At 63.4% G+C, this 20,489-nt stretch carries 23 protein-coding genes, 1 tRNA gene and 1 pseudogene; 15 read left to right on the top strand and 10 right to left on the bottom strand.

All coding sequences use genetic code 11. The features are described 5' to 3' along the window. Positions 1 to 53 precede the first annotated feature (53 nt). Together XI05_RS25035 and XI05_RS25030 are read left to right on the top strand one after the other, a co-directional pair. A tRNA-Lys gene (locus XI05_RS25035) sits at positions 54 to 129 on the top strand. 249 nt (positions 130 to 378) lie between these two features. Then, complete coding sequence (locus XI05_RS25030; protein WP_172783740.1) at positions 379 to 534, top strand: hypothetical protein; 156 nt, start codon at positions 379 to 381, stop codon at positions 532 to 534. A gap of 1,004 nt (positions 535 to 1,538) precedes the next feature. Here XI05_RS25030 and XI05_RS25025 read toward each other — a convergent pair. Continuing rightward, a complete protein-coding gene (locus tag XI05_RS25025; protein ID WP_271506773.1) occupies positions 1,539 to 1,751 on the bottom strand; it encodes a hypothetical protein in 213 nt (70 codons plus the stop codon). Positions 1,752 to 2,129: 378 nt separating this feature from the next. On the opposite strand from XI05_RS25025, the gene XI05_RS25020 reads away from it, so the two are divergent. Both XI05_RS25020 and XI05_RS25015 read left to right on the top strand, forming a co-directional pair. Then, entirely contained in the window at positions 2,130 to 2,324 is a 195-nt protein-coding gene (locus tag XI05_RS25020) for a hypothetical protein (protein WP_271506771.1), read from the top strand. A 255-nt stretch (positions 2,325 to 2,579) separates the two neighbouring features. Then, entirely contained in the window at positions 2,580 to 2,738 is a 159-nt protein-coding gene (locus XI05_RS25015; protein ID WP_271506769.1) for a hypothetical protein, read from the top strand. A gap of 570 nt (positions 2,739 to 3,308) precedes the next feature. On the opposite strand, the gene XI05_RS25010 is transcribed toward XI05_RS25015, so the two are convergent. Beyond that, entirely contained in the window at positions 3,309 to 4,685 is a 1,377-nt protein-coding gene (locus XI05_RS25010; RefSeq protein WP_271506766.1) for a DUF6056 family protein, read from the bottom strand. A gap of 231 nt (positions 4,686 to 4,916) precedes the next feature. Here XI05_RS25010 and XI05_RS25005 point away from each other — a divergent pair. Both XI05_RS25005 and XI05_RS25000 read left to right on the top strand, forming a co-directional pair. Next, a pseudogene (locus XI05_RS25005) lies at positions 4,917 to 5,117 on the top strand (type II toxin-antitoxin system HicB family antitoxin); the annotation flags it as partial. Positions 5,118 to 5,299: 182 nt separating this feature from the next. Next, positions 5,300 to 5,470 (top strand): hypothetical protein, encoded by a 171-nt coding sequence (locus tag XI05_RS25000; protein ID WP_212257138.1) that lies wholly within the window; start codon positions 5,300 to 5,302, stop codon positions 5,468 to 5,470. 12 nt (positions 5,471 to 5,482) lie between these two features. On the opposite strand, the gene XI05_RS24995 is transcribed toward XI05_RS25000, so the two are convergent. Both XI05_RS24995 and XI05_RS24990 read right to left on the bottom strand, forming a co-directional pair. Next, on the bottom strand, positions 5,483 to 6,145 hold the full coding sequence (locus XI05_RS24995; RefSeq protein ID WP_271506763.1) for a hypothetical protein: 663 nt from the start codon (positions 6,143 to 6,145) through the stop codon (positions 5,483 to 5,485). A gap of 1,288 nt (positions 6,146 to 7,433) precedes the next feature. Further along, positions 7,434 to 10,541, bottom strand: a complete 3,108-nt coding sequence (locus XI05_RS24990) for a DEAD/DEAH box helicase (RefSeq protein ID WP_271506911.1) — start codon at positions 10,539 to 10,541, stop codon at positions 7,434 to 7,436. A 510-nt stretch (positions 10,542 to 11,051) separates the two neighbouring features. Between XI05_RS24990 and XI05_RS24985 the strand changes: the two genes are divergently transcribed. Both XI05_RS24985 and XI05_RS24980 read left to right on the top strand, forming a co-directional pair. After that, positions 11,052 to 11,291, top strand: coding sequence for a hypothetical protein (locus tag XI05_RS24985; protein ID WP_271506760.1), 240 nt, complete (start codon positions 11,052 to 11,054; stop codon positions 11,289 to 11,291). Positions 11,292 to 11,408: 117 nt separating this feature from the next. Continuing rightward, a complete protein-coding gene (locus XI05_RS24980) occupies positions 11,409 to 11,654 on the top strand; it encodes a hypothetical protein (RefSeq protein ID WP_306557883.1) in 246 nt (81 codons plus the stop codon). Positions 11,655 to 11,658: 4 nt separating this feature from the next. Here XI05_RS24980 and XI05_RS24975 read toward each other — a convergent pair whose 3' ends face one another. Together XI05_RS24975 and XI05_RS24970 are read right to left on the bottom strand one after the other, a co-directional pair. Further along, positions 11,659 to 12,051 carry an NUDIX hydrolase gene (locus XI05_RS24975; protein ID WP_172783732.1) on the bottom strand — a complete coding sequence of 131 codons (393 nt, stop codon included), beginning with the start codon at positions 12,049 to 12,051 and terminating at the stop codon, positions 11,659 to 11,661. Positions 12,052 to 12,184: 133 nt separating this feature from the next. Beyond that, on the bottom strand, positions 12,185 to 13,270 hold the full coding sequence (locus XI05_RS24970; RefSeq protein WP_271506757.1) for an AI-2E family transporter: 1,086 nt from the start codon (positions 13,268 to 13,270) through the stop codon (positions 12,185 to 12,187). A 223-nt stretch (positions 13,271 to 13,493) separates the two neighbouring features. Between XI05_RS24970 and XI05_RS24965 the strand changes: the two genes are divergently transcribed. Next, a complete protein-coding gene (locus XI05_RS24965; protein ID WP_025036396.1) occupies positions 13,494 to 13,721 on the top strand; it encodes a hypothetical protein in 228 nt (75 codons plus the stop codon). A 103-nt stretch (positions 13,722 to 13,824) separates the two neighbouring features. Continuing rightward, a complete protein-coding gene (locus tag XI05_RS24960; protein ID WP_027575377.1) occupies positions 13,825 to 14,127 on the top strand; it encodes a hypothetical protein in 303 nt (100 codons plus the stop codon). A 21-nt stretch (positions 14,128 to 14,148) separates the two neighbouring features. On the opposite strand, the gene XI05_RS24955 is transcribed toward XI05_RS24960, so the two are convergent. The 3 genes from XI05_RS24955 to XI05_RS24945 form a co-directional block, all read right to left on the bottom strand. Then, positions 14,149 to 14,562, bottom strand: coding sequence for a hypothetical protein (locus XI05_RS24955; RefSeq protein ID WP_172783729.1), 414 nt, complete (start codon positions 14,560 to 14,562; stop codon positions 14,149 to 14,151). 151 nt (positions 14,563 to 14,713) lie between these two features. Continuing rightward, the gene (locus tag XI05_RS24950; RefSeq protein ID WP_271506909.1) at positions 14,714 to 14,929 is read right to left on the bottom strand and encodes a hypothetical protein; all 216 of its coding nucleotides are present in this window, start codon (positions 14,927 to 14,929) and stop codon (positions 14,714 to 14,716) included. 292 nt (positions 14,930 to 15,221) lie between these two features. Then, positions 15,222 to 15,515, bottom strand: a complete 294-nt coding sequence (locus XI05_RS24945) for a hypothetical protein (RefSeq protein ID WP_271506754.1) — start codon at positions 15,513 to 15,515, stop codon at positions 15,222 to 15,224. 189 nt (positions 15,516 to 15,704) lie between these two features. On the opposite strand from XI05_RS24945, the gene XI05_RS24940 reads away from it, so the two are divergent. From XI05_RS24940 to XI05_RS24930, 3 genes are all read left to right on the top strand, one after another. Continuing rightward, positions 15,705 to 16,292, top strand: a complete 588-nt coding sequence (locus XI05_RS24940; RefSeq protein WP_172783727.1) for a formyltransferase family protein — start codon at positions 15,705 to 15,707, stop codon at positions 16,290 to 16,292. Between the two features lie 209 nt (positions 16,293 to 16,501). Then, a complete protein-coding gene (locus tag XI05_RS24935; protein WP_172783726.1) occupies positions 16,502 to 16,852 on the top strand; it encodes a hypothetical protein in 351 nt (116 codons plus the stop codon). Beyond that, a complete protein-coding gene (locus XI05_RS24930; RefSeq protein WP_271506751.1) occupies positions 16,797 to 17,342 on the top strand; it encodes a hypothetical protein in 546 nt (181 codons plus the stop codon). Before XI05_RS24935 ends, XI05_RS24930 begins: the two co-directional genes overlap by 56 nt. A gap of 49 nt (positions 17,343 to 17,391) precedes the next feature. Here XI05_RS24930 and XI05_RS24925 read toward each other — a convergent pair whose 3' ends face one another. Beyond that, the gene (locus XI05_RS24925; RefSeq protein ID WP_271506748.1) at positions 17,392 to 17,790 is read right to left on the bottom strand and encodes a RidA family protein; all 399 of its coding nucleotides are present in this window, start codon (positions 17,788 to 17,790) and stop codon (positions 17,392 to 17,394) included. A gap of 145 nt (positions 17,791 to 17,935) precedes the next feature. On the opposite strand from XI05_RS24925, the gene XI05_RS24920 reads away from it, so the two are divergent. Together XI05_RS24920 and XI05_RS24915 are read left to right on the top strand one after the other, a co-directional pair. Continuing rightward, positions 17,936 to 18,811 (top strand): DMT family transporter, encoded by an 876-nt coding sequence (locus XI05_RS24920; RefSeq protein ID WP_271506907.1) that lies wholly within the window; start codon positions 17,936 to 17,938, stop codon positions 18,809 to 18,811. Between the two features lie 200 nt (positions 18,812 to 19,011). Then, entirely contained in the window at positions 19,012 to 20,445 is a 1,434-nt protein-coding gene (locus XI05_RS24915; protein WP_271506744.1) for a caspase family protein, read from the top strand. The last annotated feature ends 44 nt before the right edge of the window (positions 20,446 to 20,489 follow it).

Raw genomic sequence — 20,489 nt, 5'->3', positions numbered from 1 at the left:
TCGAATGTCCGAACACGATGGCGATCTCTTATCTTAGCCATCAGCGGCCATGGGAGCGCGTAGCTCAGCCGGTAGAGCACGTGACTTTTAATCACGGGGTCCTGGGTTCGAGCCCCAGCGCGCTCACCAAACTTAGCCGCAATTGTGAAGCGACGCCGTTCGCAATCAAATGAAGAAGGGCGTCGTCGTGACGGCACTTCTTCACAGCCACGACAGCAAGTAGCGCGAGGTGGGATTGCGCCGTGTGCTGGTCTACTGGCTTCTGGTTCAGCGCATTCACGGCCGCGTGTACGAAGCCATTTTAGGAGCCCAACGAAGCGAAACTGAAACAATGCAATCCGATGCTGTGATTGTAACGCCCGTTGAAGGGAGAGTGGAATGCGTAGCCTGATTATCGGTGCGGCACTCCTCGCGCTGGCCACCATCGGATGTTCCACGTTTATCTCGGCCGCCCTTTCCGCAGCACGGGATGCAAAGGCCGCAACATTCTCAGAACGGTTCGCGCCGGCAGTGACGGTTCTCCCGAGCGGCTAGCCGCCAGCGTGAACCGGCGAGCCGATTGCGACGGCCTCAATGGGGAGCTTTGCCTTCTCGGTTAAGGAGCTGCAGTCGTCGTTCTAGCTCTTGCTTCTTCGCCGCAAGCCTCTCCGCCAGAACATCATTGACCAGGGTGTGCAGTCGCCACAGCTCTTCGAGACTCATGCTCTCAATGGGCTTCCGATCCATGAATCCCCCGACTCACGCATCGCGCAAGGTTAGCGCCAAGAAAGAGACGGTGCTACTTTTTCCCGAAACGATTCACATATGCGATTGAAGCTACAAAGATGAATGCCGCTCCCTGTGAGTGCTGGGCAAACCGGGAGCATGCTTCATTGACTGACGAGGTTCCGTCGCAAAGCCGATTTTTCATTCGAATGGGAGGCAAAGGTTGGATGGTCTACGATCGAGAACGCAAGGGCCCAGCACTGATCGGGACCGACATGGCAACCAATCTGACCAAGGAGCGAGCTGAACAATTGCTACGTCTGCTGATGCCCTCGCGCGTCGAGAGGCCACCTGCGACGAATGACAGTGGCCCGCCAGCGTGAACCGGCGGTCCCAATGGTTGCGGTCTCCTTTTTCGTCAGCCGCAATCGAACGTGTTCACCGGCCGTCGTTCGCGTTGCCGCACCTGAGGCCCTCTTAGATTCATCCCGGTTCGCATTCGAGGCGGGTTGGGGCTGGTTCTGCACCCCTAGGAAATTTAATTTCTGGTCGGTATCTTTTGAGACACCCCGCTCGAATGTTTGAGCAGACGATATCCCCCGGCGTGCCAAACTGAATGGTGCGTCGGGCGGCCCCGGTGTGTCCGCAGCCAGCCCCGCGGCGCTCGGGGCCGTTCCTTTGGATTCACATTTGTTGATGCAGGAACATCCTCCAGGACGAATCCTGTCGTTACCGGAGCTGGCAAGTTTTATCTCGGATCTATTGTAGCCCGGTAGGGCCGCTGTTCCAGAGCAGCGGCCCTTGTTCTTGAAGCGTGAACCGGCGGGCCGCGCCTAGCGCCTCTTCGGTCGATCGGTTTCTGCTGATCGCGATTTAGGTTTGGCACTCTTGCGAATTGTCCGGGGTGGCTTGCCCTCGGGAGTTTGCCTCTCTTGCTTTTGCTCGGCCGCGAATACGCGCGAGCGCAGATCTTCCAATTCGGAAAGCCCAGAAGCAAGCTCGTCGAAACGCTGTTTCAGAACAGCGGTGCGATCGTAAGTGCTCATTGTACGCCCCCCTCCGTCACCCCGAGCCGACCGAGATAACAGGGAAAACCATGCAATCGAGAAATGCACTCGCGAGCAGCCGGTTCCAGTGGAAAATGTTGCGCGGTTGTCGCAGGTCGCGCGATGCGAATTTGCTCAACGTCATCCGCGATCGCTTGGAGACGCGGGCTTTGCGCGTGGGATCGTAGATCGGGCGTAGCGCCCAATGACGGCCCCGACCGTGGGGGCTTTTGGGGTGTGGAGGCCGGGGCCGCTGGAGGTGCTTGACCTTTTTGGGGAAGGCCAAAGCCACCGAAGACTAGGAAAGCTTGGCAATCACGTCTGTTCGCTTTCGAACATTGGCTGTACGTTCCGTTTGCGCAGAACGGAGCATTGCCGATGAAGGATTATCTGGCGCAGATCGAGAAACTCCGCAAAGATGCGGCCGAATGCGCCCTGATCCGCGACTTGGCTACCGATCCAGCCAAGCGCGAAGCGTTCGACCGGCTTGCGCGCCACCTCACGGTCCTTGCTGACCAGCTTGAAATGGCGCTGCTTGAGCGGAAGACCGGGACTAACCCGTCTTCACCTTAGAGGCGCGCGCCGCTGATCCCGTGCCAGACTGGCGCAGTCATGGCCAAGTGATTTATGGCCAAGTGATTTATGGCCGAGTGATTTTTGGCCAAGTGATTTGGTGTCTCCAGCCTTCGGAGCTGCAGTTGCAGTCGGCATGCTGAGCTAAGCTCCAAACGTTGCCGATGCACCGCTGATCCAGCTGAGCATAGGAACGTTTCGACCGGCGGGGAGTCCTACAAGCGCAATCCATCCCGTTTCCTCGTGGATCGAACGATGGAAAAAGCACTCGCCTATGGCATCTCGGCGGCCCTCGTGGGCTTCGGTCTCTTGATCTTTTTCGCCGGTCTATCTTCCAGTTCGCCCGCTTTATGGACAATCGTCGCGCTGGTCCCGATCACGATCGGGATCGTGAGCGCCTTTGGTCCTGTGTGATTGGATGTGGAAATCGGTCGTTTAGGTCAGCGCGTCTGTATTTTCCGAATCGGCAACTCGTGTTCGCTCTCTCGTAGTTCCCAACCGCTGGTGACGCGCGTGAGCCATTTCGTCTCGATGCTTCTGCTTGCGACGGCCCTGATCTTGACGTTGTGCTTCGGAGTGGCAGCCTGGCGCCTCTCGGCAGACAAAGAGGCCGACATCACCGCCACGATTTCGCATCAGGAATACGGCTGGAGGCCAAGGCCCAGCAACTGAAACTTCGATTGCGACGACAGTCCACCAATCCAATCGCGCTCACCGTTGTTACCTGTCTGCGCGCTTCCAACTCGGCGCTATAAGCCCGTCAGCGTGAACTTCGGATCAAGTTACCGCGCTACCTCCCAACTGCTTTGCTTGACGTGCCTTCAGCTTTCCGGCACCGCCACCACGGCCGGCATGCTCAACGGCGCCCCTCCGACCGAAACCGGCCCCAGAGACTTCAGCTCCCGCATCTAGGGAGCCATCCAAACCTCATCGCGCTTTAGGCTGCTGCAGAGCCACAAATCCAAACCGTCGCCGTGGCAGCCCTCATTCCGAGGGTGCTTCAACGACGATAAAATCGGTCTTCCCAAAATATCTGGCGACGCATCCCTTGTTCACCATCACGTCGGCTATCAGCAAGAGGGTCGGTTTCCATCTGTGCTGAGCCACGATCACGACCGAGTCAGGTGTCGTGGAGAGGCGTTTGTGGCGCGCGACCGTCTCACGCCAGTAGGGATAGAGGCTCGATGCCTCGGCATACACCAGACGGCCCGTCTTGCCGAGCAGGAGTGAGGCCGCCATGACGACGGCCAGGGTAAGCGGTAACGCCGTCGAATTGAGCGGTAGAAGCATGCCCCTCTTGGAAAGCAATTGCTCGAGCTCTTGGCGATAGGTCCGGACCAGCAGTGAAACGCTCAGTCCCGAACCGAAGAGCAGCAGAATCAGCGCCTGATTTTGCGCTCGCTCGACCAGGCGAATACCTGTCGAGTAGTAGTGAACAAAATACTCGAAATAGCAGCACCCAAGGCAGAGGATCATCAGGCCGGGCGCCAGCAGCCGCGCGCGGGGATGATCGGGCCGGTCCGGTAGGGGGGCAGCAAGCGTCAATGCGCCGACGGCAACCAGCCAGGCGATCACCCCGGGGTCGCGCAGGAATCGGCCCAGCTGCGCAAGACCAAAGCGGAACGCCTCGAGCAGCGAATGGCCGAACAGGCCGGCATTTGTCATCTGCGACATGCGGGAGCCATTGCCGCTTGCCGTCACGACAATTGTCCAACCTGCCAAGGCGGCGACAGCGATGAGCAGATGGCAACCGATCTGCATTCTCCGCTCCAACATGCGACGCGCGAACGCGGAGCCGATGAGAATGGCGACGATCCACGGGGTCGTAAATTCGTTGCACAATCCCGCAATGAAGGCCCCGACAGCCATCCAGATGGTCGCAGTCGCCGAAAAATCGGTCTCGTTGTCCAGTGCGCGAACGCATTCCCCGAGGATCAGGACGCAGATGATCGCGGGTGGCACGTAACACGCGACCCCCGGAAGCCAGTAGAGCAGCTCGCTTACACTCGGCGAAGCACCGATGATTGCGGCAGCGAAGGCGATGCCGAGAAATAGCGAGGGCAACCCGCGAAGTCGCGGCCACGCGCGCCAAATGGCGATCATGCAGCCGATGACGAACAGGATCACGCCTGTCATCATTGTCATGGAGTATGCAAAAAGGAGGCTTGCGCCCGTCGCCTGCGCGATGATCGCGGGCACTTCGATGAGAACATAGGGGAGGACGCGTCCGCCCAACTCCCCGTATAATCGCATCAGCGAAACGTACAGCCCCTCTTCAACATATCGGTATGAGAAACAGAAGTCGTCGTGTTGCGGGTCCGCAAATGCGCCCAACGCTATGAAAAAGAGCACGAAAAGCATGGGGACAACGCCGGCAACGACCCATGGCCAACGAACCCGATCACGTAGCCGCCCCATAATCGCTCCCAAAGTCGACCCGAATTTACCGAAGAATTGCAGTCATCGCTAGATGCAACGTCCAGGGTGAGCAAGCGGCTTTCATGACCGCGGCCTCAGCACGTGGGATGGGTTGAGCCCTTTGCGAAACCCATCGCTCGTGACTGCTGGGCGTTTCTGCGAGATTGAGACCAGATGGGTGAGCGTCCGCACTACAAGATCATCATCGAGCCGCTGTCGGAGGAAGACGGCGGCGGCATTGTTGCGACCGTGCCCGACCTTCCCGGCTGCATGTCCGACGGTGCCACCGAATTCGAAGCGGTGCAGAACGTGCAGGATGCAATCGCGTGTTGGATTGAAGCTGCCGAGGGAGACCATCGCCCGATTATCCCCGTCCCTTCACATTTGCGACGGCGGCCGGTTAGTTCCCATGAAAAACGCATCTGCGGGAAGCTGCGCCCTGCCAGTACGGCAAGACGTTCTGAGCTAGCTAGCCCTCGCCCAGCCTTCACTAGCCTCACAAAACCCGCTGACAACCCGCCGGAAACGTGTACGCTTCCCAAAACCGGAGGAACGGCATGTTTGAAATCAACGGTTTCGACACGGCGGGCGTCGTCAGTCTCAAGCGGTCGTCACTTGCCGCCGCGCTCAAGAAGGCCAGGGAGTTGGTCGAGGACGGGTGCTGGGACGTTCAGGTCGTCGATCCCACAGGCCTGGTCTACACCTCGTTCGAGGAGCATGCCGCCTAGCGCGACCAGTCCTCAGCTCTCCGGAGCCGCCACCGCAGCCGGCACGCTCAACGGCGCCCCTCCGATCGACACCGGCCCCAGAGGCTTCGGCTCCCGCACCATCCGCTTGCGCATCGCGGCGGAGAGTCCGTAGCGCGCATTCGCTCGTCGAATGGACGACGTGACGTCCGACATCATCACATTCTGCAGGGAGTCGACCTTGGCGATCAGCGTCGACAGCTGCGACGAGATCTTCTTCACGTCGACCCGCTCGTCCGTGATGCTCTGCCGCAGCGACAGCAGCACCAGTGAATCCTGCTGCAACAAGGCCGCATTCTGCTGCAGGGCCTGGTTGTTCTCCTGCAGCGAAGCCGTGTGCTGCCGCTGCGCCGACTGGATCTCTCTCAAGACGGCAACGACCGGATCCGGCTTCGGCGCCGGCGCCTCCTGCCGCGGCAGCAGTTCAGCGAGGCCCGCAACATTCAGTGACGGCAGGCCGGAGGGCGACGTATAGATGGCCGCCGCGCCGTTGATGGCCAGGGCACATACCGCCAGCGGCAGGACTGTTTTGCGGCGGGGCCTGATCGGCGGCGTTGGCGCTTCCGGGCCTGCTTGTTCATGCGCGCCTGCTGCGGCTGCAAGGGCGACGGCGTCGAGCTCTTCGGCGAAGCTTGGCGTTTCGAAGGACGTGGTCACGTTATTGACCTCAATGAGCGAGCGACAGGAAGCCGCCGCCGGAACGTCCTCGCGACGCCTCCCTTACGCAGCACCCATCGACACAACTGTCTAAAATTGTGAGCTTTTCGGATTAATTCCACGTTAGCGGCCCGGCCGGCAGACGGCCCGGCGCCCCGGCCGATTACGGATCTGTGCACGGTGCCCGTACGACCACGGCCATCGCCATCGAGCAGGAGCAACGCGGCGGCCAGATCGCATAACGGATTTTCCGAAGTTAGCGTAATACCGCTGTTTTGCCCGACGGGTCAAACGGAGGGCACGTCGTCGAGACACGCGGCCTGACGTAGAGCAGCAGTACCCGATCACGACCCCGGCCGACCCGCCCCACTGGTCGCGTTCCGCCGATGCAGAGCCGAGCCTTATGGTAGAAGCACTTAGCTACTGTGCATGGGGTTGTTTTCGCATTTTGATGCGCTCTCCGCCTCGTCCAGCCCTCCGAACAGCTCCTCCATCCGCCGAACGGCGCTTCGCGCACCGGGCTTGTGATCGGGCGCGGTGCGCCCAGCCTGTCTGCTCGCCCTTCGCTCGCAGATTACAAACCTGGCCCTTTCGGGCTCGTAACGCGTTTGGGCGACACGGTCGTTCGTCGCTCGACCTTGGCCTTGGCATCCAGCACCTTGTCTCCAGCCCGTGCGGCTCGCGGCCGATTGACCTGGTCCGAAAGGCTCGAGCCTCGCCCTGACAGACCAACTGCATTGGCGCTTCCTTGAGCCTGTGTTGCCGGCCGGAATCTGCTTTGGGACAACGCCGAACCAGTGGTCTTTTGATCCTCATTGCTCGTGCCGCTCCCGATCGCGCCGATCGGCAGGCCATTTTGAGCGTGACCAGCCCCGGCATTTCTCGCGGCCTGAGCTGCCGCCCGCGACCTCGCGGGGGTGGCCGGCTGAACGTTCGGATTGGTCGGCTCGCTGTTGGAGCCCAGATCTCCGGGCGCGCTGTCCTTCGTCCCCATGCCCGGGGGTGCTGAGGGACCGGCATTGCCCGCACTCGTCCCCATTCCAGAAGGTGCCGAGCCGCCACCGCTACCTGGTCCCGTTCCCATGCCCGCTCCTGCGGGCCCGGCATTTGCGCCGCCCGCTTGCGCCAGAGCCAACAGACATGAGCTTGCGACAATCGCGACGATGACCGGAGGAATGGCATGTGACATCGGACAATCTCCTGCGCCACGCCCAAATTAACTATAATGGTGGAACAGGGCTTCCGCTACGCATTCGCAGCCGTCCGCGCTGACGAACGCGCGAGCCCCTCACCCCTCATCCAGCAGCTCGAACAGCTCCTCCACCCGCTCGAACGGCGCGTCCTGCGTTTTGGCGTGATAAACGACGCGATCGCCATCCCGCTGCAGTGACTTGCCCCGCGACTTCCGCAAGCGTCCTGGCAGGAACGTCGCGGCCGCAGCTTCTGAGCCGACGTCGAGGCGGATGATGCCGCGTCGTTTGCATTCGATCCTGAGCTTGGCCGCGGCGAAGAAGTCGCGAGCCACTTTCGGCAAAGGTCCGAAGCGGCGGGAGGTCTCCTCCTCGAGGTCGTCGAGATCGTCCTCGTCGTTGCATCGTGCGGCGCGGGCATAGAGCTCGAGCCGCACCGGCTCGGACTGCACATAGCTCTCGGGCAGCATGTCCCCGACCGGCAGGTTGAGGTCGGGCACCCACAGTGCAGCCTGCTGCTCGTCGGTCTTCTCCGAAGCCATTTTCAGGAGGTGGCTGTAGAGCACCGGCCCGAACACCTGGACGTGGCCGGATTGCTGTTCAGAGAACAGGTCGCCCGCGCCTCGCAGATCGAGGTCGCGCTCGCTGATGGCAAAGCCCGCGCCCGGCCGGCTGAACTCCTCGAGCACGGCGAGGCGCTTCTCGGATTGTCCGGACTCCGTCTCGGTCAACAGATGCGCGAAGGCGCGGATGCCGCCGCGGCCGACGCGTCCGCGCAGCTGGTGCAGCTGGGCAAGGCCGAACTTTTCCGGCCAGCACACCACGATGGTGTTGGCGCGGGGAATGTCGAGGCCGCTCTCGACGATGTTGGTCGCGAGCAGGACGTCGGCATGGCCTTCGACGAAGCTCATCATGCGGTCGTCGATCTCGTCGGCCGCCAGCCTGCCATGCAGGCAGACGATGCGAAGGTCCGGTGCGACGGCCCGCACCCGCGCCAGCATGGGGTCGAGATCCTGGATGCGCGGGCAGATCAGGAAGCTCTGGCCGTGGCGGCGTTGCTCGCGCAGCAGCGCCGAGGCGATGGCCGCATCCGACAGCGGCGCGATCCGGGTCGCCACCGGAAGCCGGTGCACCGGAGGCGAGGCGATCACGCTGAGATCGCGGAAGCCGGCAAGACCGGCGGCCAGCGTCCGCGGGATCGGCGTCGCGCTCATCATCAGCACGTGGACGTTCTTGGCGAGCCCTGCGAGCTTGGCCTTCTCCGCTGCGCCAAAATGCTGCTCCTCGTCGACGATGACGAGGCCGAGATCGTCGAACCTGACGTCCTTGCCGGTGAGCGCCTGCGTGCCGATCACGACCTTGATCCGGCCGCTGCGCAGGCCCTCCTTGGTCTCCCGCAGCGCCGCGCCCGAGGTCGCGCGCGACAGGTTGCCGACCTCGATGCCGAACGGCGCAAAGCGCTTCTGGAACGTTGCGACGTGCTGGCGGGCCAGCACCGTCGTCGGCACCGCGACCGCCACCTGCTTGCCCGACAGCACCACGGCGGCCGCGGCGCGCAGCGCGACCTCGGTCTTGCCGAAGCCGACGTCGCCGCAGATCACCCGGTCCATCGGATGGCCGGACGCGAGATCGTCCAGCACGTCCCGGATCGCCTGGGCCTGGTCGATGGTCGTGAAGTAAGGAAAACGCGCGACGAACTTCTCGTAGGCCGATCCCGGCGGCACCAGCTTTTCGCCGCGCCTCCGGCGACGCTGGCTGATGTGCTTGGCGAGCGCCTTGCCCGCGATCTGGATCTCGCGCTCGGCCTCGCTGCGGCGCGCCCACCATGTGCTGCCGTCCGCCTTGTCGAGCGAAAGCCTGCCGAGCTCGGCCGCGTAGGGCCACATCAAGGCGAGATCGGGCGGCGGCACCAGCACCGCATTGTCGCCGGAGAACTTCAGCCGGATCATTTCGCGCATGGCACCGCCGCCGGTGTTGACCGTCTGCAGGCCGTCGAGCACGGCGAGGCCGCGCTGGAGATGAACGACCACCGTGCCCTGCTCCGGCGCATCGGCATGGTCGAAGGCCGCGCTCCAGGCGCGCGCCATCGGCTGCGGATGATGCGCGCGGCTGCCGAGCACGTCGGACGCCGTCACCACGACCAGAGGCTTCTTCCCCGGCACGACGAAGCCGGCATCGAGATCGGCGAGCAGCGCCGCCTCGCCGCCCCGCCCGCGCGCCGCCTCCTCCCAGTCTTCACAGCGCTCCGCCTTGACGCCGCTCATCCGCTCCATCACGCGCAGATCGTCCTCGTGCGCGGCGATCAGGATCAGCCGCGACCCGGCCCGGCGCGTCTCCTCGACGAAGCCGCGCAACGCCTTCCGGGAGGATGTCAGCTTCGAAAACTCCGGGATGGCCTGGAACGGCGCCGTCCGCGGCAGCACCTTCATGACCTTGGAGAGCCGTTTCCAATCGCTCCGCCCGAGATATTCGCGCTGCCGCTCGCTGCGGGGCGCAGCCTCCTCGATCGTGTCGAGCCATCCGTCGGCGTGCGAGGGGACGCTTGCATCGGCGATCCATTTGGCGCCCGCGCAATAATCGAACAGGCTCGCGCGCTTGCCGCCCTTGCCGGCAAGGCCGAGCCGCTCCGACATGGGATCGACGAGCAGCTCCCTGGTCTCGAAGATGATCCTGTGCTCATGCGGATCGAACGCCACGATCCGTTTGATCGTGTGCTGCGAATGCTCGATCCGGAACGGCCCCAGCGCGCCAGCGGGAAATATCTCGAAGGTCTGGCCGTGGAACAGCGCCCCGCCCGGGTAGTCCGGCTCATCGTCGAGATCGTAACCGAGGGATTCGAGGCGGGACTCGAGGTCGTGCTCGGAGAACGTACCGCCCACTTTCAAGCTCAGGCTCAGGCGCGACAGGCTGGCCGGCGGCGGCATGCGCTCCATCACCGCTTCCGCCGTCGATATGAGAAACACCGGCTTCTTGGATTTCGCAAGACGCCTCAGAACGGAGGCTCTGCGCCCCGCAAGCTCATGCGACGGCTCCAGCTGATCGAACGGCAAGGTGTTGAGGCGTGGAAACACCAGCACCTCGCAGGAGGGCTCGAGCGCGTGAATGACGCTGCCGAGCCGCTCGGCCCTGTTCTCGCTCTCGGCGAGAAACACGATGCCGCTGCGTCCGGACTGCTTCCATTGCGCAAGCAGATGAAGGGCCATCATGCCGAGAGGCGACGAAGACGAGATCGTGGCGCGCTGCGATCCTTTGCTCTTCTTCGGCGGCTTCTTGGTCACGCCTGCCTTCTTGGAAAGCCTCACTTGATCCCGCTTCTGCTCTTGAATCGCCGCAAACTGAACGCGAGCCGCCTTGATCCTCGAATCGGCAGCTCGCCGCCATGCATATGGGATTTGCCCTGCGAACGCACCCCTCCCCGGCAACGTTCGAGGCGGCGGCGCGATCCCGACGATCTGGCCCTGGTCGCGAGAATGGAGGCACGAAAAAGCCCCAGCGCTTGGAGCCACGCTGGGGCGTTCGTTCAAAATGAATCGGTTAAACAATGACGTCTTCATAGCAGCGGTTTCGCCCCACGCTTGTGAACTGGTTCACACGCCGATGAGGTTCCAAGACTGGCCGATCGGACCACACCGACCTGGCCGGAACGGGCTACCGCATGGTCCCGTTTGAGCGCGCGCCCGCCGCGCGCTAGGATGCCCGCTTTGACGGAGGCTCATTTGAAACCATTCATTTTCATCAGTGCCGTCGCGCTGCTCGCGACGGTCCCCGCCCACGCGCAGCCGCTGGTCGATCCCAACAAGGTCGCGCCCGAATATCGCGAGGCGGCCGAGAATCGTCGTGCCGAGCAGTTGCGCCAGCGCGAATGCGCGCTGAAGGCCGATCTCGAGAAGGTGCTGCCGAGGGATCGCACCGCCTTTCTCAACCATTGCCTGGAGACGATGGCGGCCAAGCAATAGCCACTGGCTGCATTCAAGCTTTCTTCAGACATTTCGGATCAGCTGACGATCCATCTTCAAAGTGATTGTCATCCGCGCATGAGTTCAGTCCAGATTCAGTGCACGCGGTGCAAGAACGTGTTTCGCGATCGCGCCGGGCGGTTGCAGGACGGCTATTCCAGGCAATGTCCGAGCTGCGAAGTCGTGCTGTTCTTCGCCGAGGATTCTCAACATCCCTTCATCAAGCGGGCGATGCGCAGTGCGCGCCAGGTCCGCAAGGAGATGCGGGAACTCCAGGCCGCGAAGCTGACGGCCCCCGAGCCGCAGGTGGCGCAGTCGCGGAGATTCGCCGGACGGACGCGATCGGCGACGCGCGAGGACTAGCAGCTCAGCTTCGCCGCCGCTTGCGGGGAAACAGGCGGTCGCGGATGTAGCGCGAGGTCGCCGTCAGGCGGATGCCGCGGGGCTTCTGCCAAGCGGCGCGGTCGATCTCCTTCTTGTCGCCGATCGCCAGCCTGCCCTTGGCGGACTTGGCGATGAAGATCGCGTCGCTCATCTTGCGGCCGGAGCGCTTGTTCCTCGTCTTCACTTCCTTCCAGAGGCTGATCCTGCCGAGCTTCAGCTTGGGCAGCTCCTCCTTGATCTCCCGCCGCAGGCAGTCCTTTTCCGACTCGCGCGCGCGTTTGCGGCCGCCCGGGAACATCCACAGGCCGTCCGACCGACGTCTGACCAACAATACCTTGCCGCGCCTGGCGGCAACCAGCTTGGAAGACTTCGCCATTGCTGCCGTAGTCGAAAACAGAATCGACCCAATGGTAACTTGTCTAGTCGAACAGACAAGTTAGCGGCGCGCCTTGATCACAGGCCGCGAGCTATCCGGCATGGGCGGTAGACACCGCGGTGGCGGGGCGAGATCAAGCCTTCCCCGCCTCCGCCCGGTCCTCGGTCCTGATCCAGGCCATCATCATTTCCCAGGCCACCGACAGGATGATCGGTCCGATGAACAGTCCGACGATGCCGTGGGCCAGCGTGCCGCCGATGACGCCGACGAAGATCACGATGGTCGGGGTGGTCAGGCCACGGCCCATGACGAGCGGCTTCAGCATGGTGTCGATGAAGCCGACCAGCACGAAGAACACGGTGAGCAGCAGCGCGGTGGTGACGTCCTTTGCGGTCCAGATCCAGATGATGACAGGCAGCAGCACCAGGAAAGCACCGATCTGCACGATCGAGAGCAGCAGCACGATGAAGGCAAGAAGGCCCGCGCTCGGCACCGAGGCGAGCTTGAAGCCGATGCCGGCGAGCAGCGCCTGCACGATCGCGACGCCGATCACGCCCTGCGCCACGGCGCGGATGGTCGCACCGGCCAGCGAGAGGAAATGCTCGCTCTGCTCCGGCACGATCCGAAACAGGAAGCCGCGGCCGGCGGCGACCAGGCGCGGCCCATGCGGAAACAGGAAGCCCGCCACGAACACCGAGACGAGAAACTGGAGCGTGCCGACGCCGGCATCGCCCGCGAGCGAGAGCAGCGGGCCGGCCAGCGGCTGGAGATACGGCGCCACCTCGCGCACCACCGCCCGAACGTTGTTGTAGGCCTGGTCCCAGAGCTCGTAGAGCCAGGGGCCGACCAGCGGCCAGGACTTGAGCTGCTCCGGGGCCGATTGGAGCACGAGGTCGCCGGTGCCGAGCTGGTGTGCCAGCTCACGCACGCCGTCCACCGCGCTGATGCCGAGCCAGGTTGCCGGACCGATGACAATGCCCAGCGTGATCAGGGTCAAGATCGCGGCTGCGGTCTTGGGCCGGCCGCCCAGGATCTTGGCAACCCAGCTGAACGCCGGATAAAACGCGACCGCCAGCACCCCGCTCCAGGCCAGGATCGGCACGAACGGGCGGATGATCAGGAAGGTCCAGATGATCAGCAGGGCCAACAGGCCGAGCCGGATCACGAGCTGGATGACGTCCTCTCCCGTCAGCAGCTGACGGAGGCTTTTCACGGGCACAGCTTTCCTTGCGGCATGAACGCAACTTCCGCGGTTGCGGGCTCAGCCGTTATTGCCAGCAACGCATCTGGCGTCAAGACGACCGGCTGCTGGATACCGCATCGGCCGCACTCCAACCCGCCTTGGCTAACGCCCATTAACCGGATTTCCCGGCGCCGGTTTACGCCGCTGCAAACGCTGGTGACTACCTTCCATTCGCAGTCACCGAAACGCATTCCGGACCATGGCCAACAGCATCTGGACGATCGAAGAATTCACCTGTGCGAGTTGCGGCATGAACTACACCGCGACCAAAGAGGAGCATAGTGAGGCCCACAGCGGCAGCTTCAAATGCGGCATCTGCAACGGCGTCGTGCACGCCTGGTCCGGCAAGCATCATTTCTTCGGCTGGCAGGCCGTGAAGACGAAGCCGCCCGTGTTCGGGAGGCGCTGGGCCGGCGTCGAGTGGTAAGCCGCCCGCGGTGACGCTGGATCGGCCGAATTGCACCGGCCCCGTTTGGACTCCGTTCACCGATCGCGGCTAGATCAGGACGGACCCCTCCGCTTCCGACACCATGGCCGACCTCAACGCCGTCCTGACCAGGCTCAACGACCGTCTGCTTCGCCTCGAGGGCGAGCTGTTCGTGCTGCGCTCGCTGGCGCGCGCGACGTTGACCGCGGGCGACGACCATGCGGCACGCATGCGCAAGCTGGTCGAGGCCGCAAAAGTCGCGCTCGACGACGAGGCCAAGCGCCCTCTCGACAAGCCCACGCGCAAATATGTCGATGCGGCGACCGCACTGGTGGAGGAGCTATTGGTCGAGCCGACGCCGGCGCGGCCGCTGTTCACGGTCATCGATGGTGGCCGGCGCGACTAAGCTCGCCCCCTTGGCGATGGATTATCGGCCGTACAAGCCAGGCGCGTGAGCGTTGTTCGGGAAGCATTGTCCGCGCGAATAGTTGTAATCGAAGCCGGGCGGGCAAAGTTCGCCGCGTCGTCCGTAGTGTTCGGGAGCGCCATAAGCACCGGGCGCATGCGCCCCGTTTGGATAGCAATGGCCGTTCGTGTAATTGTAATCGTAGCCGCGCGGACAGAGCTCGCCGCCGTAACGGGGCCCGGGATCGCGGGTATAGACACCCGGCGCGTGATGCTCGTTGGGATAGCAGCGCCCGTTCGAGTGGTTGAAATCATAGCCGCGCGGACATTGTCCGCCGGGACCGCCTCTGAATTGAACTTGCTCCACCGTGGGCACCGTCGATGCCGCAGGCACGGTTGCGAATGCAAGCAGGCCGGCCAGCGCAAGCTCGATCATGACGATTCCTCCAAATCACTGGGACAAGCCTCTCAGGTTCGCGTCCCACGAACGACTTGGCCATTAGACTTGGCCGGCCTGAACCCTGCATGAACCGGGCTCGGGCTGCGACAATGCGTCAGCGCCGAATCCAGTGCACGATGCAGACTTTCTAGCTCGTGGAATTCTCCGCCTTGAGCCGGCTGAGCCCCGCCTCGATGATCGCGATCTCCTCGTCGATCTGGCCGATCGGCAGGCTGAAATCATAGCCGGACCGGCTCTTCAGATCGACTGCGAGCCGCTGCCTGTGCATCATCAGCTCGTCGAGTCCACGACGGTTCTTCAGACGCACATAGGCGTCGACGATCTGCTCGATCGCGTTCGGCATGAAATCTGTCCCGGCGAAACGGCCCGGCGGCGCGCCCACGCCGGCGGACGATTTCAGTGTCGCGGTACGCAATACAAATCCGCGACGGATTCGTCGATACGCCAAGCTGGTTGAGATCGTGTTACCGTTCGATGATTTCGTGATGCGTGGCATGAAAAGGCCGCCGGCGGTGACGCCAGCGGCCAAAGCCGGGTTCGAAAACGGATGCGGGTTGAAATGTCGCCAGCCCCGGTTGGCGCACTCTATCAGCCAATCCGAGATATCTCTGTTAAGAACGAAACACAGGAACCCGTCACGTGCTCTCGTCGATGACGCAGAAATAGGTGCGCGGCAATCTTCGATAGGCCCGGTAACGATAGTACGGCCGGTAGGCGTAGCCGCGATAGAGCGCCGGCGGCTCCTCGCCGTAATAGGCGCCATGATAGAAGTTGATCACTGGTCCCTGCGCGCAACGGTAGGCGTCCCAGGCCGGCCCTATTGATGGCGCGACCCCGGTCTCGGGCGGGACCGCCGGGTAAGGCCCGCCAGCTTGGGCCGAAGTGGCCGCCATCAGTGTCGCGACGACGAAAAAACCGATGCTGCGCATGCGCTCGCTCCCGAGCCGGTGTCATGCCCGGATGGAAGCACCGGACAGCTCGACCGCGCAATCCCAGAGTTCACGCAACCGGCGCCTGGCGCATTGTTGATAACCCTCGCAAACGTTGCGCGGGTGGTGACAGGGCGTGCGGACGTGTTATCGGGGGATGTACGCAGTTGCGAGACGGATCGGACACCCATGCGCATTACCCTCGTCGGGTCCCGCCATTTCGGCGTGACCACCCTGAACATGCTCCGGGAGCACAGCGTCTCGGTCGTCCGGGTCGTGGTGGCCGACGCCGACGACCGCCTTGCCGCGGCGGCCAAGGCGGCGGGCATCGAGGTGGAGGTGCAAGCCAATCCCAAGCTGGTGGTCGCCTCCGAGATCGCGCCGGACACCGATCTGATCATCACCGCACACAGCCATGCCAGGATCGGCAAGGATGCGCTCGCCGCCGCCAGGTTCGGCGGGATCGGCTATCATCCCTCGCTGCTGCCGCGCCACCGCGGCAAGGCCGCGGTGGAATGGACCATCAAGGAAGGCGACCCGATCGCCGGCGGCACGATCTACCATCTCGCCGACCGCATGGATGCCGGTGCGATCGCCGCCCAAGACTGGTGCTTCGTCAAGAAGGGCGAGACCGCACGGGAGCTTTGGGAGCGCGCGCTGGCGCCGCTCGGGCTCAAGCTGCTGGCCGACGTGATCGACTACGCCAAGGTTCACAAAGCGCTGCCCGCCAAAGCCCAGGACGAGCAGTTCGCGACCTCCGCGCCGAGCCTCTCCTAGGCCAAGCTCCCTGAGTCAGGTTTCCCGAGTCGCCCTGACGTTTACCCTTAACGTGAGGGGCCTTTGATTCCACTTCGGAAATCGAAGCCAAAAGGGCAAATAAACCATTGTTCCCACAGGAACAATTTTCGTTTTGGCATCGCAACAAATTTCCGTCACATTTCGTCCGAATAAGCGTCAGTATCTCAGACACGTTCAAGGACGAATTCATGCGTTTTGGTCGCATTGCGGTGTTCTGTGCCGCCTCAGTTTTCGCCGGCACCCTCGCCGCCCCCGCCTTCGCCCAGAATCCCTATGACGGCAATTGGCAGGTTACCATCGTGACCAAGAGCGGTTCGTGTGAGCCGACCGCAAGCTCCATGCTGACGGTTGCCGACGGCAAGATCACAGCGCCCGGCGCTAACGTTTCCGGCACCATCGGCAGTGGGGGACTTGTGAAAGTTTCGATCAATGGTGCATATGCCAACGGTCAACTCAGCGGCAACGCCGGATCGGGGAAGTGGAATGGAGCATCTGCAGGCATACCGTGCAGCGGGCGGTGGGAAGCATCGCGCCAATAAGTCAATTGAGGCTCGCGCCCGGAACCGGCGGCTGCTGATCGCGGCCGCCGTTTTGTTTGCGGCAGGGATCGCCAATACCCAAAGCAAGGCCCAGTCCGGCCCGTTCGCCCCGCTGGCGGGCAGCTGGAGCGGCGCTGGTACGGTCACGTTGGATGACGGCTCCACCGAGCGGATCCGCTGCCGGGCCAAATACGCCCCGATCGGACCGACCATGGAGATGTCGCTGACCTGCGCCAGCGATGCCTACAAGTTCAATCTCGGCGCCAACGTGAAGGCCGAAGGCGGCGCCATTGCAGGCAGCTGGTCCGAGACCAGCCGCAACATCTCCGGTTCGCTCCAGGGCCGCGGCGGCGGAGGAAACTACGAGCTGGTGGCCTCCACCGCCGGCTTCAACGCCAACATCTCTCTGAAGACGTCCGGCAACAAGCAGAACGTCACGATGCGCGCGGACAGCCAGTTCCGCGGGGCCAGCATCTCGATGTCCAAGTAAGACGCCGGGTGATGCGACGATCGATCCGGCGACCCCGCCGGGTCGAAATTTATGTGCCGGGCACGAACGCCGTGACCTCGATCTCGACCTTGGCACGCTCGTCCACGAGGCTTCCGATATAGAGCAGCGTCGAGGGCGGAAAATTGCGCCCGAGCGTTTCCTTCCAGGCCGCGCCGATGCCGGCACCTGCCGCTTCGTACTCGGCGCGGCTGGTCAGGTACCAGGTCAGGCGGACGATGTGCTCGGGGCCGGCGCCGGCCTCGCCCAGCAGCTTGACGATCCGCTTCAGTGCAGTCGCGACCTGGGCCGCCATGTCGGGCGCGTAATTGCCCGCCTCGTCGCCGCCGGTTTGTCCGGCCAGAACCACCCACCGCCCCGGCCCCTCGACCACGACGCCATGGGAAAAGCCCCGCGGTTTTTTCCACTCGGCCGGCTGCAGGATGCGCATGGGCAATCTCTCCCGATGTTTCTCGTTGTTGTTCGGCTGATGCCTTAACACGCCGCCCTGCATCGCTGCATCCGCAGATTTGGCCGTTGCAAACGGCGGCAATGTCGCCGATACCGGCCGCCCCTTCGTATTCCACCCGCCGCAAATGAGCACCACACCGTCGAAAATGATGGCTGCACTGTGGATGGCCGGTTGGCTGTCACTGATGCTGGTCATGGCGGTGGCCGGGCGCGAGACCACGCGCGAGCTGAATGTTTTTCAGATCATGGAAGTGAGGTCGCTGGCCGGGTTCGTGTTGCTCTCACCGATCATCTACCGCGCCGGCGGCTTGAAGGTGCTCAAGACATCGCGCCTGCCGCAGCATGTCGCCCGCAATTTGGTGCACTATATTGCGCAGCTCGGCTGGTTCTTCGCACTGACGCTGATCCCGATCGGCCAAGTGGTGGCCATCGAGTTCACCATGCCGATCTGGACGGCCCTCCTCGCGGCAAGCTTCCTGTCCGAGCGGATGACCCCGTGGAAGATCGCCGCCATCGTGCTCGGCCTCGTCGGCGTTATCGTCATTGTCCGACCGGTGGCCGGGGAGATCAATCCGGGCCAGCTCATCGCGCTCGGCGCGGCGATGGGATTCGGCGTCTCGATGGCGCAGGTCAAATCGCTGACCCGCACCGAAAGCGCGCTCTCGATCCTGTTCTGGATGCTGGTGGTGCAGTCCGTCGCAGGCTTCGTTCCGACGCTTTTCGTCTGGACCTGGCCATCGCTCTATGTCTGGGCCTGGGTCGGCGTGATCGCCGTCTGCGGCACGTTCTCACATTATTGCCTCGCCAGCGCGATGCGCTACGCCGACGCGACGATCGTGGTTCCCATGGACTTCCTGCGGGTTCCACTGACCGCAACCGCCGGCTGGCTGCTGTATTCCGAGCGGCTCGATGCCTGGACCGTGCTCGGCGCCGCGCTGATCCTGTTCGGCAATCTCCTTAATTTGAAGCCCGCTTCGCCGGTTCCCGCCCGCGCAAGGTGAACCACGCGCCGCCTCGCGCGACAAAACCAAGTGGCCGTGTGATTTGGATCACGCTGGAGCGACACTCCATCGTGCACATTCGGCCACACTGCAGCGGGTTGCCGCAACGGACTGCCGTTTTGGTGGCGCGAAGTCGGGCACTTCGTGTAGGTTCGTTGCCAATTTGTTGCTGCCTGCAATTCGATTCTGGGGATTTCAGAATGCGCTATCTCACCCTCCTCGCTTCGCTGATGTGCGTGGCACTGTCGGTCAGTGCCGCCAAGGCTGACCGCCGCGTCGCCTTCGTGGTCGGCAACGGCTCCTACAAGAACGTCGCGCAATTGCCGAACCCGCCGATCGACGCCAAGGCGATGGCTTCGACGCTGCGCAATGTCGGCTTCGAGGTGATCGAAGGCTCCAATCTCAGCCGCGACCAGATGACGGAGAAGCTGCTCGATTTCGGCCGCAAGGCGCAGGGCTCCGACATCGCGCTGTTCTACTATGCCGGTCACGGCATCGCCGTCAGCGGCACCAACTACCTGCTGCCCGTCGACGCCGACATCAAGTCGGAGATGGACGTCAAGCTGGGCGCCGCCATCAACATCGACCTCACGCTCGAGCAGACTATGGGCGATGCCAAGGTCAAGCTCGTCTTCCTCGATGCCTGCCGCGACAATCCGTTCGCCGCCAAGATCAAGTCGAATTCGGCGACCCGCAGCGTCAACGTCCAGAGCGGCCTCGCCGAGATGAAGTCCGGCGAAGGCACGCTGATCGCGTTCGCCACCGGCCCGGGCCAGACCGCGCTCGACGGCCAGGAGGGCAATAACAGCCCGTTCACGCGTGCGCTGATCGACAACATCACCAAGCCCGGCGTCGAGATCCAGCAGGCGATGACGTCGGTGCGCGCTCAGGTCAATGAGGAGACGCGCAAGGGCCAGCTGCCCTGGGGCCACACCAACCTGACCGGCTCCGTCTATCTCAATCAGGCCCCGACCACCCAGGTTGCCGCCGCGGCCCCGACCGCGACCGGCATCATGCCGGCAGCGACCGGAGGCTCGGACGGCGTAGAGCTGGAATATTGGCGCTCGGTCAAGGAGTCCAACAAGCCCGAGGAGCTCAACGCCTACCTCACCGCCTACCCTAACGGCCAGTTCAAGGCGCTGGCGCTGGCACGGCTTGCGGCGATCAAGAGCGGCCCCTCGACCGCGACCCGCACGCTCAACGCTGGCGTCGATCCCGCGACCTTCACCGACGAGGCCACCCAAGTCACCGAGGACCAGATCGGCCTCGACAAGAACAAGCGCCGCGACGTGCAGCGTCGGCTCACGGCGCTCGGCTTCGACACCAACCAGACCGGCACATTCAACGACGAGACCCGGTCAGTGCTCAAGCGTTGGCAGACGGCGCGCGGCTATCCCTCATCGGGTTACCTCAACAAGCTTCAGCATAAAGCTCTGCTCTCGGAGATCGTGGCTACCCCCGCGACCGCGAGCGACACCAGCCAGAAGGCTGCTCGCCGCGCCGCTACCGCCCCGGCTCAGAGCAGCGCGCCCGCACCGGCTCCCCAGCCACGCAGCAATCCCGGCGATGCGGCCGGCGCGGCCTTCGTCGGCGGCGTCGTCGGCGGCATGATGGGCGGCATGTTCCGCCGCTGAGACGGACGCCGATCTCGGAAGACGAAAGCCCGGCTCGCGCCGGG

The organism is Bradyrhizobium sp. CCBAU 11357 (genome assembly GCF_028128865.1).
Classification (GTDB): domain Bacteria; phylum Pseudomonadota; class Alphaproteobacteria; order Rhizobiales; family Xanthobacteraceae; genus Bradyrhizobium.
The sequence above is the reverse complement of the archived record's forward strand: the minus strand, read 5'-3'. Positions and strand labels throughout refer to the sequence as shown.